Origin of the sequence: Curtobacterium sp. NPDC087080 (assembly GCF_044745105.1) — a bacterium.
Lineage (GTDB): Bacteria > Actinomycetota > Actinomycetes > Actinomycetales > Microbacteriaceae > Curtobacterium.
This window is the reverse complement of the sequence record NZ_JBIUZP010000008.1, coordinates 48338-62675: the sequence shown is the minus strand read 5'-3', so window position 1 is coordinate 62675 and position 14338 is coordinate 48338. Positions and strand designations below refer to the sequence as shown.

Annotated in this window: 16 protein-coding genes and 1 pseudogene; 9 read left to right on the top strand and 8 right to left on the bottom strand. The window is 72.8% G+C overall.

What is annotated here, in order from left to right:
• Positions 1-331 precede the first annotated feature (331 nt).
• The 3 genes from ACIPEQ_RS16375 (at position 332) to ACIPEQ_RS16365 (ending at position 1710) form a co-directional block, all read left to right on the top strand.
• Positions 332-544 (top strand): hypothetical protein, encoded by a 213-nt coding sequence (locus ACIPEQ_RS16375; protein ID WP_402715987.1) that lies wholly within the window; start codon positions 332-334, stop codon positions 542-544.
• Positions 545-607: 63 nt separating this feature from the next.
• Positions 608-793 (top strand): hypothetical protein, encoded by a 186-nt coding sequence (locus tag ACIPEQ_RS16370; protein WP_126892119.1) that lies wholly within the window; start codon positions 608-610, stop codon positions 791-793.
• 59 nt (positions 794-852) lie between these two features.
• Positions 853-1710 (top strand): NAD(P)H-binding protein, encoded by an 858-nt coding sequence (locus ACIPEQ_RS16365; RefSeq protein ID WP_402715986.1) that lies wholly within the window; start codon positions 853-855, stop codon positions 1708-1710.
• 24 nt (positions 1711-1734) lie between these two features.
• Here ACIPEQ_RS16365 and ACIPEQ_RS16360 read toward each other — a convergent pair whose 3' ends face one another.
• From ACIPEQ_RS16360 to ACIPEQ_RS16350, 3 genes are all read right to left on the bottom strand, one after another.
• The gene (locus ACIPEQ_RS16360) at positions 1735-2247 is read right to left on the bottom strand and encodes a GNAT family N-acetyltransferase (protein WP_402715985.1); all 513 of its coding nucleotides are present in this window, start codon (positions 2245-2247) and stop codon (positions 1735-1737) included.
• A 102-nt stretch (positions 2248-2349) separates the two neighbouring features.
• Entirely contained in the window at positions 2350-2538 is a 189-nt protein-coding gene (locus ACIPEQ_RS16355; protein ID WP_058750533.1) for a hypothetical protein, read from the bottom strand.
• Between the two features lie 65 nt (positions 2539-2603).
• The gene (locus ACIPEQ_RS16350; protein WP_402715989.1) at positions 2604-3524 is read right to left on the bottom strand and encodes a DNA-3-methyladenine glycosylase family protein; all 921 of its coding nucleotides are present in this window, start codon (positions 3522-3524) and stop codon (positions 2604-2606) included.
• Between the two features lie 173 nt (positions 3525-3697).
• On the opposite strand from ACIPEQ_RS16350, the gene ACIPEQ_RS16345 reads away from it, so the two are divergent.
• The 6 genes from ACIPEQ_RS16345 (at position 3698) to ACIPEQ_RS16320 (ending at position 9126) form a co-directional block, all read left to right on the top strand.
• The gene (locus ACIPEQ_RS16345; RefSeq protein WP_126892122.1) at positions 3698-4726 is read left to right on the top strand and encodes a 6-phosphofructokinase; all 1029 of its coding nucleotides are present in this window, start codon (positions 3698-3700) and stop codon (positions 4724-4726) included.
• Positions 4727-4889: 163 nt separating this feature from the next.
• Complete coding sequence (locus tag ACIPEQ_RS16340; RefSeq protein ID WP_402715984.1) at positions 4890-5867, top strand: MDR family oxidoreductase; 978 nt, start codon at positions 4890-4892, stop codon at positions 5865-5867.
• A gap of 90 nt (positions 5868-5957) precedes the next feature.
• Entirely contained in the window at positions 5958-6650 is a 693-nt protein-coding gene (locus ACIPEQ_RS16335; protein ID WP_402715983.1) for a GntR family transcriptional regulator, read from the top strand.
• Between the two features lie 53 nt (positions 6651-6703).
• Positions 6704-7489, top strand: coding sequence for an ABC transporter ATP-binding protein (locus ACIPEQ_RS16330; RefSeq protein ID WP_402715982.1), 786 nt, complete (start codon positions 6704-6706; stop codon positions 7487-7489).
• A gap of 169 nt (positions 7490-7658) precedes the next feature.
• Positions 7659-8120, top strand: a complete 462-nt coding sequence (locus ACIPEQ_RS16325) for a hypothetical protein (RefSeq protein ID WP_402715981.1) — start codon at positions 7659-7661, stop codon at positions 8118-8120.
• Between the two features lie 307 nt (positions 8121-8427).
• Positions 8428-9126, top strand: a complete 699-nt coding sequence (locus ACIPEQ_RS16320) for a L,D-transpeptidase (RefSeq protein WP_402715980.1) — start codon at positions 8428-8430, stop codon at positions 9124-9126.
• Positions 9127-9129: 3 nt separating this feature from the next.
• On the opposite strand, the gene ACIPEQ_RS16315 is transcribed toward ACIPEQ_RS16320, so the two are convergent.
• From ACIPEQ_RS16315 to ACIPEQ_RS16295, 5 genes and pseudogenes are all read right to left on the bottom strand, one after another.
• Complete coding sequence (locus tag ACIPEQ_RS16315; protein ID WP_402715979.1) at positions 9130-9789, bottom strand: response regulator; 660 nt, start codon at positions 9787-9789, stop codon at positions 9130-9132.
• Positions 9786-10964, bottom strand: a complete 1179-nt coding sequence (locus ACIPEQ_RS16310) for a sensor histidine kinase (protein WP_402715978.1) — start codon at positions 10962-10964, stop codon at positions 9786-9788. Before ACIPEQ_RS16310 ends, ACIPEQ_RS16315 begins: the two co-directional genes overlap by 4 nt.
• A gap of 154 nt (positions 10965-11118) precedes the next feature.
• Complete coding sequence (gene hemL, locus ACIPEQ_RS16305) at positions 11119-12483, bottom strand: glutamate-1-semialdehyde 2,1-aminomutase (protein WP_402715977.1); 1365 nt, start codon at positions 12481-12483, stop codon at positions 11119-11121.
• A complete protein-coding gene (gene hemB, locus ACIPEQ_RS16300; RefSeq protein ID WP_402715976.1) occupies positions 12480-13535 on the bottom strand; it encodes a porphobilinogen synthase in 1056 nt (351 codons plus the stop codon). Before hemB ends, hemL begins: the two co-directional genes overlap by 4 nt.
• Positions 13532-14266 (bottom strand): annotated as a pseudogene (locus tag ACIPEQ_RS16295) (uroporphyrinogen-III synthase); the annotation flags it as partial. The gene hemB and the pseudogene ACIPEQ_RS16295, both read right to left, overlap by 4 nt.
• Positions 14267-14338 lie beyond the last annotated feature (72 nt).

Sequence of the window (14338 nt, the reverse complement as noted above, 5' to 3'; positions counted from 1 at the left end):
CGGCGCGATTCCCTGAGTGCGCGCCGAACACACCCCGAACAGGGGTGGAGAACCAGCTACCTGCGGCTGGTGAGCGCTCCGGGTGTTTCCCGGCTTGTGACAGTGTTTCGACGCCCTCGGCCGAAGGGTTTGGGTGAGTTCGGGTTCGTTACCTCTCCGTTACAAACTCGGGGGACGGGCAGGTGGCCCACTGCACAGCAGTACGCTCCGACCGTGCCCGAGATCATGGAGGTCCGCGACGTCCTCGCGGTGATCCGACCCGCTGTGCTCGCGATGCTGCACCCGCACGAGGCCGCCACACTGCAGCTGTTCCTCATCGACACGGGGGGACATGGAGCTCACTCCCCTGCAGGACGACGACGTCGTGATCGAGGGCAGCGCGATGGTGCGCTGGCGGATCCGGAGGGAGGACGGCGGCTCGAGCTCGCTGCGGATCGAGGGTGGTGTCGACCAGCTCGTCGCCGACGTGCAGAGCGACCTGCAGGACTTCATCGCCGAGAGCCGCTTCGCCTGGGGTGAACTGCGTCCACTGCCGCCGCGTTGACGATCACAGCCTCCCGGGTGCTCCCGGACGGCGGTGGAGGCGCTCCCGCGTAGCGTGCGCCCCATGAGCGACCAGCAGCACGAGACCACCCCGACCGACGGCTCCACGGACGCCCCCGAGAGCGAGTTCCAGCGCACCGAGGACCTGCCCGACGGCTCGTCCACCGGCAACGCGACCGAGGACCCGCAGCAGGACAGCGACGTCGACTCCGGCGGCGAGCCCGAGTCGCCCGACAACGAGCAGGTCTGACCGCCGCGGCCCGGGCACCCGCTCGGGCCGCTCCGACCAGCACCTGACAAGCTCGGAGCATGCAGCACCACTCCCCCGTCGTCATCGCCGGCTGCGGCGACCTCGGCACCGAGGCCGGCCTGCGCTTCGCGGCGCTCGGCCACCCGGTCACCGGACTCCGCCGTCACGCCGAGCGCATCCCCGCGCCGATCACCGGTCGGAGTGTCGACCTCCGACACGAGGTGCCGTCGATCGACGCGGACACGGGCGTGGTCGTGGTGGCCTTCGCCGCCGGGTCCCGCGATGTCGACGAGTACCGCGCGACCTACGTCGACGGGCTGCGGAACGTGCTCGACGGCATCGCGGCGTCCGGCGCCTCGCCGCGCGTGATCGTCGTGTCCTCGACCGCGGTCTACGACGTGGAGGACGGCAGTGAGGTCACGGAGGACACCCCGGCCCGCGCGAGCACCCCGACCGCGGGCGTCCTGCTCGAGGCCGAGGCACTGCTGCGCGACCGGGCACGCGAGGCCGTGCTCGTCCGGCTGTCCGGCATCTACGGGCCCGGGCGCGAGCGACTGATCGACCAGGTGCGGTCCGGGCAGGCCAGGCGGTCGTCCGGCACCTCGCCGCACACGAACCGCATCCACCGGGACGATGCCGCCGCAGCGCTCGTGCACCTGGCGACCGTGGACGACCCTGCGCCGACGTACCTCGGGACCGACGACGAACCGGTCCGGCTCGACGACGTCCTGACGTTCCTGGCGAACGAGCTCGGTGTCGAGCAGCCGCCGGTCGCGGAGCCCGAGGGACGGCAGGCGGGCGGGGACAAGCGACTCGCGAACGCCCTGCTCCGCTCGACCGGTTGGGAGCCGCGGTACCCGACGTTCCGCGACGGCTACCGCGCGGTGCTGGCGGGAGAGGGCACCCGGCACCCGTAGATCATCAGACGATCGACGCAGCTCCTACGGACGCGGGTTCCCGAGGGGTGCGCTCATCTGCACCCGCCGCCCGTACCGATCGAGACCGTGCTGCGCCTCGGCCTCGATCAGCGACCGGTGGAAGGGCGTGGCGGGCTCCTCCTCGAGGAAGCCGACCGTTGCGTAGAAGGGCGCGTTCCACGGCACGTCCGCGTAGGTGCGGAGGGAGATCCGGTCGTACCCACGCTCGCGGGCTCGGTTCTTCGCGGCCTCCACGAGCGCCCGACCGAGTCCCCGCCGCGAGGACACCGGGCGGACCGAGAGCTGCTCCAGGTGACAGGTGCCGTCGACCTCGAGCACGTGCACGAAGCCGGCGATCTCACCCTCGACCTCGGCGACGAGCAGGAAGCCGGACTCCGCGAGCCGCGCGCTGCCGTGTGCAGCCGGAGCCCAGACGTCAGCGTGGAGGTGATCGATCAACAGCTGGTCCGCGTCGTTCTCGATCCGCTCGACGGCATCCGCATCGCATGATCGAGCGGAGCGGATGATCGTCGTCATGGGGCCAGCGTAGGAGGCGTGCGACCGCACGGGGAGCGGCCGGGAGGCACGTGGCGGCTCCGCCACGAGCCTCCCGGCCGTCGTCGGTCGCGTCAGCGACGCTCAGTGCTCGTCGTAGTGGTCCTCGTGACGGGCGTGCCGGTGGCCGTCGTGCACGAAGTCGACGTGGTCGCCGTGCTCGACGGTCTCGTGCTCGCCGCCGTCCTGCTCGTGGTCGTGGTCGGCGACGTCGTGCTCGGCGACGCGGTGCTCCTCGGCCTCGGCGGCGGGGGTGGTGTTCGGGTCCGACATGGTTCCTCCTTCGTGAGATCGGTTCTCACGTGGAGCCTACGACGCGGCTGCGCCCCTGTCCGGCCTCAGTGCCAGCGGTGGTCCTGGATCGTCATCCGCGGGCCGAACGCCGGCTTCCGGAACCCCGAGCCCCCGATCAGCCGGACGACCCGTTCGCGGTGCCCGCGCCAGGGTTCGAGCAGCTCGAGCATCCCCTCGTCGTCCACCGGACCGCCGGTCAGCGCCCACCCGACGAGCGCCGGCACGTGGTAGTCCCCGACGCTCGGCGAGTCCGGGTCCCCGTGCGCCCGCTGCGCCGTCTCGGCGGCGGTCCACTGCCCGATGCCCGGGACCGACTGCAGCCGCTGCGACACGACCGCACCGCCGCGGCCGAGTGCCAGCGTCCGCTCGAGCGCCGGCGCGACCTTGACCGCCCGCATCACCGTTGCCGAACGCCCGGGCTCGATGCCCGCCTTGTGCCACTCCCAGCTCGGGATCCGCGCCCACTGCTCGGGGGCCGGCGGGACGAACATCTCCGCGGGCGCCGGACCGGGTGCCGGTTCGCCGAAGCGCCGGAGCAGGTACCGCCAGGCGCGCCAGGCCTGCCGAGAGGTCACCTTCTGCTCCATGATCGCCGGCACGAGCATCGCGACGACGGTGTTCGTCCGGAGCAGCCGTAACCCCGGCTGCCGGTGTCTGGCCTCGGCCAGGAAGGCATGGGCGCTGACGTCGAGCTCGGACCAGTCGTCGTCGCGTCCGAGCAGGTCCGGCGCGTGGGTCACCGCCCACGCGGCACCGTCACCCCACGCCGAGACCGCGATCGCGTCGGTACCCGCGCGGCGGACCAGCACCGAGGCCGCCCCGGCCGGCGTGCGCAGCGCGAGCCACGTGTCGGACCCGACCACCTGGAAGGCGGGGTCGCCGGAGCCGCGCTGCAGGGGCCGGAGGGTCGCGCGGACGTCCACCGCGCCTCCAGGCCGGTACACGGTGTCGACGCGGACGGCCACAGCGGTGGCGCGGCCCGCCCCGCCACCCCGGCCGGACGCACCCGGACGCCGACCGGACGCACCGGACGTGCCGGACGTGACGGAGGACGGCAGGGACACACGGGGATGGTAATGCCACACCACCGTCAGACATGATGGGGAGGTCCCCGCAACCCGACGACGTTGGAGTCTCCGTGCGCATCGGCATCCTCACCTCCGGAGGCGACTGCCCCGGCCTCAACGCGGTCATCCGCGCCATCGTGCTCAAGGGCATCGCGATCCACGGCCACGAGTTCGTCGGGTTCCGTGACGGCTGGCGAGGTGTCGTCGACGGGGACATCGTGCCCCTCGGCCGGAAGGACATCCAGGGCATCGCGAAGCAGGGCGGCACCATCCTCGGCACGAGCCGGACGAACCCCTTCGAGGGGCCGAACGGCGGCGTCGAGAACATCACGAAGACCCTCGAACGGCACGGCATCGACGCCATCGTGGCGATCGGCGGCGAGGGCACCCTGGCCGCCGCCAAGCGCCTGACCGACGCCGGCCTGAAGATCGTCGGCGTGCCGAAGACCGTCGACAACGACCTGGGCGCGACCGACTACACGTTCGGCTTCGACACCGCCGTCGCGATCGCCACCGAGGCCATGGACCGCCTCCGCACCACCGGTGAGTCGCACTCGCGCTGCATGGTCGCCGAGGTCATGGGCCGACACGTGGGCTGGATCGCACTGCACTCCGGCATGGCCGCGGGCGCGCACGCGATCCTCATCCCCGAGCAGAAGACGAGCATGGAGCAGATCGCAGCCTGGGTGCGGGCCGCCTACGACCGCGGGCGGGCGCCGCTCGTGGTCGTCGCCGAGGGCTTCGTGCCGGACCACGAGGACAACGCGCACACCGAGCGCGGTCTCGACGCGTTCGGGCGTCCGCGTCTGGGCGGGATCGGCGAGCGCCTCGCGCCGATGATCGAGGAGATGACGGGCATCGAGACCCGAGCCACCACGCTGGGGCACATCCAGCGCGGCGGGACGCCGACCGCGTACGACCGGGTGCTGTCGACGCGGCTCGGGCTCGCGGCGATCGACTCCGTGGTCGAGGGACGCTGGGGCCGGATGGTCGCGCTCCAGGGCACGGAGATCGTGCACGTCTCGTTCGAGGACGCCCTGGGCGAGCTGAAGACGGTGCCGCAGGCGCGCTACGACGAAGCCGCCATCATGTTCGGCTGAGGCCGCAGGCGGCGGGCGCGCCGGGTCGACCCGGGCGTACCTGGCGGAACCGGGCGTACCTGGTCGGTTGGAACCACCAGGTACGCCCGGTTCCGCCAGGCATCGCACCCGTTCTGGGAACGAACGAGCGCCCGGCCGGGAGGCACGGGGTAGCGTCCGACGCATGACGCGCGCAGTCCTCGTCTCCCGTTCCACCCCGCCCGCGGTCACGCAGGTCGACCTCCCCGACCCCGCCGAGCGCGAGGCCACGGTCGACGTCACGTACTCCAGCGTGAACTACAAGGACGGGCTCGCCCTGGCGGGCAACCCCGGCGTCGCCCGCATCGACCCGCTCGTCCCGGGGATCGACGTCGTCGGCACGGTGTCAGCGCTCGGCCCCGGGGTCCACGACGTCGCGATCGGCGACCGGGTGGTGTGCAACGGCGCGGGCCTCGGGGAGACACGGCACGGCGGATGGGCCGAGCACGCGGTCGTCCCGAGCGGGTCCCTCGTCGTGCTGCCGGACACGATCGAGGACTCCCTCGCGGCGGCCATCGGCACCGCGGGCTTCACCGCGATGCTCTCCGTCCTCGCCCTGGAACGGACGGTCTCCCCCGAGGACGGACCGGTGCTCGTCACCGGGGCCTCCGGCGGCGTCGGCACGGTGGCGATCGCCCTGCTCGCCGCGCGCGGGTACCGGGTGACCGCCTCGACCGGGCGCCGGGCGAACGAGTCGTCGCTCCGGGCCCTCGGCGCGTCGGACGTGGTCGACCGTGCGGCGATCGCCGAGCTCGGCCGGCCGCTGCAGCGCGCGACCTGGGCCGGCGCCGTGGACAGTGTCGGCGGTGCGACCCTCGCGAACGTGCTCGCGGCGACGAAGTGGGGCGGCGCGGTCACGGCCTGCGGGCTCGCGCAGGACTCGGCGCTGCCGACCTCGGTGATGCCGTTCATCCTCCGCGCGGTGTCCCTGCTCGGCATCAACTCGGTCGAGGCCCCCCTGCCGCTGCGCCAGCAGGCGTGGGAGCGGCTCGCGACCGACCTCGACCCGGCACTGCTCGCAGACGTCACCCGCACGGTCGACCTCGAGCACGCGATCGCGGTCGGTGCCGAGGTGGTGGCGGGCCGGGTGCACGGCCGGACGGTGGTCGACCTCCGACGCTGACCTGTTTCCCTTCCAGGTGATTTCCCGAACGCTTGCCAAGTAACACGCTAGGTTTGGCACACGGAACACCCGAACCTGTGAGGAGCAGCCATGCCGGTACCCAAGTCGTCGGTCGAGTCGTCCCCCCGGAAGCTCCTGCGCGACGTCGTGCTCGAGAAGATGCTCGCCGCGATCCAGGACGGCACCCTGCAGGCCGGAGAGCGCCTCAACGACGACGAGCTCGTCGCGTGGCTCGGGGTCAGTCGCACGCCCATCCGCGAGGCGATCGCGAAGCTCGTCGACTACGGGCTCGTCGAGATGGAGGCCAACCGCTACACGCGCGTCGCCTCGCCGACCCGTGAGCAGTACGACGACGCGTTCCAGCTGCTCTTCGGGTTCGCCGAACTCGCCGCCCGCTGGGCCGTGCCGAAGCTCGACGACGCCGCGGTCAAGCATCTCGGCAAGCTCCTCGACCAGGCCCGCAAGCACGCCGACGCCGAGGACCGTGCCCTGAACGACGACGTCGACGCGCTCATCGCGTTCCTCGTCGCACACTCGGGCAACGAGCTGCTCGTCAAGACCGCCGAGGGCATCGTCAACCGCGCGAAGTTCGTGCGCATCGGGCAGCCGGAGTTCGTGTTCTGGGACGTCAAGCACGGGCTCGACTCGTTCCGTGCGGCGGTCAAGGCCCGCGACGGCGAGGCTGCCGGTGCCGTGATCCGCGGCATGTCCCGGGCGATGGCCGAGCACATGGCGGAGATCCGGGCGTCGCACGCGAACGCCGACGCCGACGCGACCGCCTGACACGAGCGGGCCGCGGCACCCGGACGGGCGCCTCGACCGGGCAGACTGGCCGGGTGACCGACGTCCTGCTCAGAACCGAAGCCCTCCGCGTCACCCGCTCCGGGCGGGACCTGCTGCACGACGTGTCGCTGACCGTCCGCAGCGGCGAGCACTGGGCGCTGCTGGGTCCGAACGGCGCGGGCAAGTCGACCCTGCTCGCCGTGCTCGGTGCGACCGGGCACCCGACGGCGGGCACCGTCGAGCTGCTCGGACGTCGGCTCGGTCGCGTCGACGTCCGGGAGCTCCGCGAGCACATCGGGCACGTCGACCCGCGACACCGCATGCTCTCGCCGCTGACGGTGCTCGAGACCGTGCTCACCGGACTGACCGGCACGACCGACCTCATGATGCGGTGGGAACCGAGCGCGGACCAGGTCGCCACCGCGCGCCGGCACGTCGCTGACGTCGGACTGGAGGCGCGGGTCGACTCCCGCTGGCCGGTGCTGTCCCAGGGAGAGCGCGGTCGCGCCCTCATCGCCCGCGCGCTCATGAGCGAGCCGCGTCTGCTGCTCCTCGACGAGCCGGCCACCGGCCTCGACGTCGCCGCGCGCGAACACCTGCTCGAGACGGTCGACGCGCTCCGGCAGCGGCACCCGGACCTCGGCAGCGTGATGGTCACGCATCACCTCGAGGACCTCCCCGCGTCGACCTCGCACGCGATGCTGCTGCGCGACGGTGCCGTGGTGGCACAGGGCCCCGCGGACCAGGTCGTCACGTCCGACGCGGTGTCGCACGCCTTCGCCTTCCCGCTCACCATCGAGCGGACCGCGGGACGCTGGCAGGCGCGTCGCGCGCAGTAGCCGAGCCGCGCCTCCCGTCCGGAACCACCCACGGGCGGGGAACCGGGCGTCGACTCGTCCGGATGGCGGGGTACGGAACCGTCCGTCCGGACGGTCCGACATGTGATGTTCCAGCGCTTCACTGTTCATGTCGACGGAGAGACCGCCGACAGACCGAACGGAGCACATCGTGAACAGCATCAAGAAGACCATCCTCGCCACCACGGCCGGGCTCGCCCTCGTCGGCGGGGTCGTCCTCGCCCCGCTCACGGCACACGGCGAACCGGACCGCGCAGGTGCGGACCGACCGACGTCCTCGCAGCAGCAGCGCCCGGTGCAGCAGCGTCAGGTGCAGCAGCGTCCCGTGCAGCAGCGCCAGCAGCGGCCGGCCGGTGACGGGTTCACCTGCACGAAGGGTACGAAGCCGACACCGGTGTACGGCAAGGACGGACACCTCACGCCGGAGAGCGCTCGACAGCTGCTCGCGGCCGGGTGCAGTGCGAACGACGGGTCGGAGCTGGAGGAGGTGGCGAACCCCGACCGCCACTCGGGGAAGAGCACCCCCGGCCCGGGTACCTCGAAGCCGAAGACCCCGGTGGGGAAGCCAGGCGTCACCCAGCCCCCGACCAAGCTCCCGCGCGTCGCGGGCTGATCGGGCACAGGGCCGCGGTGTCACGGCGCCGCGGCCCCGCCCGTGTCCCCTCCACTGATCCTCGGACCGCCGGAAGGACCGACCCATGACCCTCGACCGCCGCGCGGCGCTCCGCTGCCTCGGACTCACGGTGGGCGCCGCCCTCGTGGCAGGAGCATCGGCCTGCAGCACCACCTCCACGGGCCCGCGTCCGCCACGTCCTCCCTCGTCCGGATCGTCCGGCTCGTCCGTGGGGGGACACTCCGCGCCGAGCCCCGCGCCGAGCCCCACGCCGGGTCACACCCCGCGGGGAACCACCGCGCCGACGGTGCCGTCCACCGAGGGCCTCCCGGTCGCCGTGCACGACGCCGTCATCGGCGCACTCCTGCCCGGGCCCGACGCTGTCCCGTCGCACGCCGGCCTCCTCGAGCACGACCTCGTGCTGTACGCGGACCGCAGCGGAGCACCGGTCGCCGTGCTCCCCGGGCGGAACTTCCTGCGGGCGCCGACCGTCGTCGCTGCGGTGACCACGACGGGTGAGTGGTCACTCGTGCTGACGCCCGCCCGGAAGACGCTGCCCTCGCTGGCGGGTCCGTCGGGTGCCCCCGCGCAGACGGCGGCGTGGGCACGGACCAGCGACCTGCCCACGATGCAGCCGACCGTGGCCTCGGTCACCGTCCGTGTCGCGGAGCAGACGATGACGATCACGACCGTGCAGGGACAGCGCCGACACGAGGTCGGCGTCGGACAGGACGCCACTCCGACACCGACGGGCGTGAGCGGCTACCTCCAGGCTCGCTACGAGGACCCCGCGCAGGCGCTCGCACCCGGAGCGATCCAGCTCACGTCGTTGCACGCGACCGCAGCCGACGAGCCGTACACCGGTACCGACGGCGGACTCATCGCGATCCATGCGAACCCGAACCCGCGGGGCCGAGCATCGCACGGGTGCATCCGGGTCCGAGCGGATGCCATCGCAGAGCTCGACGCACTGCCGCTCGGGACGCCGATCGTCGTCCTGCCCTGACGATCAGTCCCCGACCACTCCGCACCGGAACGCCTCGATGACGATGTGCACACGATCACGGACCCCGAGCTTCCGCAGGATGCTCGCGACGTGGCTCTTCACGGTCGCCTCGGAGATGAAGAGCGACCGGGCCACCTCGGCGTTCGACGCGCCGTCCACCAGGGCACGGACGACGTCGAGCTCCCGAGCGCTGAGGGCATCGAAGGGCGTGGCCGGAGCGTACTGCGGGCGGGCCGACAACAGCGCCGGCTTCACCGTCTCGACCAGCCGTCGGCACGCTCGGGGCGCCACGATCGCATCGCCCGCCGCCACCGTCCGGACCGCCGTGCAGAGCTCCTGCGCCGAACTCTCCTTGAGCAGGTAACCGCTCGCGCCGGCGGCGAGGGCGCCGAACACGTGCTCGTCGAGGTCGAACTGCGTGAGCACGAGCACCTTGACGGCCGGGAAGCGCTCGGTGATGCGCCTCGTGGTCTCGATGCCGTCCATGCCCGGCATCCGGATGTCGGTCACGACGACGTCCGGTCGGAGGACACCGATCCGCTCCAGGGCCTGGAGCCCGTCCTGCGCCTCCCCCACGACCACGAGGTCGTCGGCCGTCCCGATCACCATCGCGGTCCCGGTCCGGAGCAGGTGCTGGTCGTCCACGACGAGGACGCGGATCACGGCGTCACCACCGTCGATCGGCGGTGCGCGCCCGTGGCGGCACCGACGGGCGGGGGGACGGTCGCCTCGACGCACCAGGTACGGTCCGCCTGCCCGGGTCCGGCGCGGAGGGTGCCGCCGAGTGCCGACACCCGCTCGGCCATGCCGCGGGTCCCCCGCCCGAAGCCCCGCGTGGCCGCGACCACCCCGTCGTTCACGACCCGCAGGGAGACGCCGCCGTCCTGGTCGTGGTGGACCTCGAGTTCGACGAGTGCAGGACGTGCGTGGCGCAGCACGTTCGTCAGGGCTTCCTGCACGACTCGGTACACCGTCGCCGCGACCCGGTGGTCCCGCGGCTCCCCCGAGATCGTCGCCGTCAGCGGGACACCGACCGCCCGGACGCGCGCGACCATGGCGTGGACATCCCCGTCGACCGGGTCGCTCTCGGCCAGCCGCACGAACCGTCGGACCTCGGTCATGCCGTCCCGTGCGACGCGCGCGACGTCATCCAGGAGACGCACGGCCTCGGTGGGCTCGGTCGTGACACGGCTGCGCGCGACCTCGCTGAGTCGACTGACGACGGCGAGGGAGTTGGAGCAGACGTCGTGGACCTCGAGCGCCAGCGCCGCCCGCTCCTCGGCGCGTTGGGTCGTCCTGTGCTCGACGCGCGACTGTGCGAGGAGCCGGAGCACCCGCCAGCGGGAGACCTGCGCACGGCGCACCGCCGACCCCGCGACGATGCCGAACGCGTAGACGATCAGGCACGTCCAGAACCCGCGCATCGTCCTTCCGATGAGCTGCGTCGACGCCACGAGCACGGTGAACGCCACAGCGCCCGCGACGAGGGTCTGGCGCCAGGGTCGCTCGCTGGCGATGGTGAAGAGCCCCACCGCGACACCGAAGGGCTCGCTCCCGATGGACTGCCAGCGGTCGTACCACTCCACGGCGAGCAGCGCGGGGAGCACGACCCACGGCACGAGGCGGCGGATCCCGACCAGGGCGACGGTGACGGCGGGGATGAACAGGTTCCACCCGGTCCATGCCCGGACGACCCGGTCCCCGTTGTCGACCGACCCGTCGTACGAGAGCGAGTACGTCCAGATGACGCACGCGAAGGTGACGGTCACGATCAGGTCGACGAGGAGTCGACAGCCGCGGGTGGAGCGGAGGTACGAAGACGGCGTCGTGTTCAGCACACTGGAACACTACATGTCAGTAGGTTTCCGTGCCACCGAGTGACCCTGCCGCGCCTCCCGTCCGGGACGACCCGCAGAACGCAACGTCGGCGGCCCCGCGCAGCGGTACAGCGCTGCGAGGAACCGCCGACGTGGCGTCGTGCGGGAGGGACTCCTAGGCGGTCGCAGCAGCCGCAGCACGAGCGGCCGCGGGCAGGGCATCGAGCACGCGCCCGACGGCCTCGTCGTCGTGCGCAGCCGTGACGAACCACGCCTCGAACACGCTCGGCGGCAGGGTGACGCCCTGGTCGAGCATGCTGTGGAAGAACGGCGCGTAGCGGAAGGCCTCCTGCGCGCGGACGTCGTCGTAGTTCCGCGGTGCCTGCTCCACGAACGCGAAGGAGAACAGGTTGCCGGCGTGCTGCACGGTGTGCGCCACGCCCTCGGCCGACAGCGCGGCGCTGGTGGCGTCCGCGATCGTCGCCGCCGTGCGGTCCAGGTGCGCGTACACGTCGGGCGTCGCCGCACGAAGCGTCGCGGTGCCCGCGGCGACGGCGAGCGGGTTCCCGGACAGCGTGCCCGCCTGGTAGACCGGGCCGAGCGGGGCGAGGAAGTCCATGACCTCGCGACGCCCGCCGAGCGCGGCGAGGGGCATCCCGCCGCCGATGACCTTGCCGAACGTGACGAGGTCGGGCTTCCACCCGGTGCCCTCGGGGACGGTGCCGGCCGCCTCGAGGCCCCACCAGCCGGCCGGGCCGACGCGGAACCCGGTGAGGACCTCGTCGACGATGAGCAGTGCGCCCTGCGCTCGGGTGATCTCCGCGAGCGCTCGGTTGAAGCCGGGGTCCGGCGCGAGCACGCCCATGTTCGCGGCGGCGGACTCGACGATCACGGCGGCGATGCGCTCGGAGTGCTCGTCGAACGCGGCGCGGACGGCGTCGAGGTCGTTGTACGGCAGCACCAGGGTCTGCGCGGCGGTCTCGGCGGTGATGCCCGCGCTGCCCGGAAGTGCGAGGGTCGCGACACCCGAGCCGGCCTCGGCCAGCAGCGAGTCGGAGTGACCGTGGTAGTGCCCGGCGAACTTCACGAGCAGGTCGCGCCCGGTGTAGCCGCGGGCCAGGCGGATGGCGGTCATCGTGGCCTCGGTGCCGGTGGACACCATGCGGAGCTTCTCGATCGGACCGTCGCCGTCGACCTGCACGCGCTGCTTCACGAGCTCGGCGAGCTCGGTCTCGCCCGGGGTGGACGCCCCGAACGACAGCCCGCGTGCGGCTGCCTGCTGCACGGCCTCGACGGTGCCCGGGTGCGCGTGCCCGAGGATCGCGGGACCCCACGACGCGACGAGGTCGACGTACTGACGCCCCTCGGCGTCGGTGACGTAGGGCCCGGAGGCGGACGTCAGGAAGCGCGGGGTGCCGCCGACGGAGCCGTACGCGCGGACGGGCGAGTTCACACCGCCGGGGATGCTGTCCTTCGCACGGCCGAACAGCTCGTCGTTCGACACCGTCGCGGTGCCGCTGGGGGCGGTGGTGGTGGTCATTCGGGGGCCTTCCCGGTCGAGGCGACGCCGGACACCGCCGCGGTGCTGCCGGACGTGCGCAGGCCGGCCTCCTGGTTGAGCTTCCGTGCGACGTCCACGGCGAAGTACGTCAGGATCGCGTCCGCGCCGGCGCGCTTGATGCCGACGAGGGCCTCCATCGCTGCGGCGTCACGGTCGATCCAGCCGTTCTGGGCGGCGGCCGTGATCATCGCGTACTCGCCGGAGATCTGGTACGCCCAGACGGGGACCTCGGAGACGTCGGCGGTGCGGGCGAGCACGTCGAGGTAGCTCATCGCGGGCTTCACCATGACGATGTCGGCGCCCTCCTCGATGTCGAGCAGGACCTCGCGCAGGCCCTGACGGCCGTCGGCGGCGTCGATCTGGTAGGTGCGGCGGTCGCCGACGAGCGTCGAGGCGACGGCCTCGCGGAAGGGCCCGTAGAACGCCGAAGCGTACTTCGCCGAGTACGCCAGCAGCGCCGTGCCGCTGTGCCCGGCGGTGTCGAGCGCGTCACGTGCGGCGGCGATCTGGCCGTCCATCATGCCGCTCATGCAGACGAGCTCCGCGCCGGCCTCGGCCTGGGCCACCGCCATGTCGCGGTACCGCAGCAGTGTGGCGTCGTTGTCGACCGAGCCGTCGGCAGCGAGCACGCCGCAGTGGCCGTGGTCCGTGAACTCGTCGAGGCACAGGTCGGACTGCACGACGAGCGCGTCGCCGACCTCTTCCTTCGCGACGCGGATCGCGACGTTGAGGATGCCGTCCGGGTCGGTCGCCCCGGAGCCCTCGGCGTCCTTCGAGGTCGGCACGCCGAACAGGTTCACGCCGCCGACGCCCTGCTCCGCGGCTTCGTTGAGGGCCCGTCGGAACGAGTCGAGGGAGTGCTGTTGCACGCCCGGCATGCTCGAGATGTCGATCGCGTCGGTCGCGCCCTCGCGGATGAACATCGGCAGCACGAGCTCGGCGGGGTGGATCCGCGTCTCGGCGACGAGGCGTCGCATGGCGGGGGTCGCCCGCAGCCGACGGGGGCGGACCTGGGGGAAGCGTCCGGTCACGATGACCTTCCTGTTCTGGGGTTCGGGTGGAGGGTCTCGACGACGGCGTCGAGCAGGGCTTCGGCGGACCGACCGGCGGCCACGACGTGCACGGGGAGTCCCGCGGCACGGGCGGCGGCGGCGGTGGACGGTCCGATGCACGCGACGTGCGTGCGCGGGTCGAGCGGGGTCATCCGCGCTGCGACCTGTCGGGCGACGCTCCCGCTCGTCACGAGCACGGCGTCCGGTGGGGGGTCGAGGACGATCGGATCGTCGCCCGTCCCCACGGTACGGTACGCCACGACCTCTGACACGGCGATGCCGCGGGCGCGCAACCCGTCGACGAGCGTGGTCGCGGCGATCTCCGACCGCGGGAACAGGACGGGTCCCGCGTCGGTCGGCATCGCGGCAGCGAGTCCGGCGGCGGACTCGTGGTCGGGCACGAGGTCGACGGGCCAGCCCGCCTCGCGCGCGGCACGTGCGGTCGCCGCACCGACGCAGGCCACACGAACCCCGGCCGGGAGGCGCGGCACGCGCCCGGCGACCATGCGCACGGCCGTCGCACTGGTCACCACGAGCCAGGGGGCTCCGGGGCCGGCCCCGTCGCGACGCGCGCTGGCCGTGGGGGGTGCGTCGTGCCTCCCGGCCGGAGCGAACCGCGCGAGCGACACGTCGAGCTCCGCCGGATCGGCGGGTGGCGCGTCCGTGATGAGCGGGACGACGACGGGCTGCAACCCGCGCTCCCGGGCCGCCGCGGCGACCGCGTCACCCCACGCACCGCCGCGCGGGACGAGGACGACCGGGGGCCGTGCCTCGTCCGCGAC

Excerpts from the sequence above, each read along its gene's own strand:
- ACIPEQ_RS16355 (WP_058750533.1), bottom strand. The coding sequence starts at position 2,538 with ATGTCGGACCCGAACACCACCCCCGCCGCCGAGGCCGAGGAGCACCGC.
- ACIPEQ_RS16365 (WP_402715986.1), top strand. The coding sequence starts at position 853 with ATGCAGCACCACTCCCCCGTCGTCATCGCCGGCTGCGGCGACCTCGGC.
- ACIPEQ_RS16370 (WP_126892119.1), top strand. The coding sequence starts at position 608 with ATGAGCGACCAGCAGCACGAGACCACCCCGACCGACGGCTCCACGGAC.
- ACIPEQ_RS16335 (WP_402715983.1), top strand. The coding sequence starts at position 5,958 with ATGCCGGTACCCAAGTCGTCGGTCGAGTCGTCCCCCCGGAAGCTCCTG.
- hemL (WP_402715977.1), bottom strand. The coding sequence starts at position 12,483 with ATGACCACCACCACCGCCCCCAGCGGCACCGCGACGGTGTCGAACGAC.
- ACIPEQ_RS16360 (WP_402715985.1), bottom strand. The coding sequence starts at position 2,247 with ATGACGACGATCATCCGCTCCGCTCGATCATGCGATGCGGATGCCGTC.
- ACIPEQ_RS16375 (WP_402715987.1), top strand. The coding sequence starts at position 332 with ATGGAGCTCACTCCCCTGCAGGACGACGACGTCGTGATCGAGGGCAGC.
- ACIPEQ_RS16340 (WP_402715984.1), top strand. The coding sequence starts at position 4,890 with ATGACGCGCGCAGTCCTCGTCTCCCGTTCCACCCCGCCCGCGGTCACG.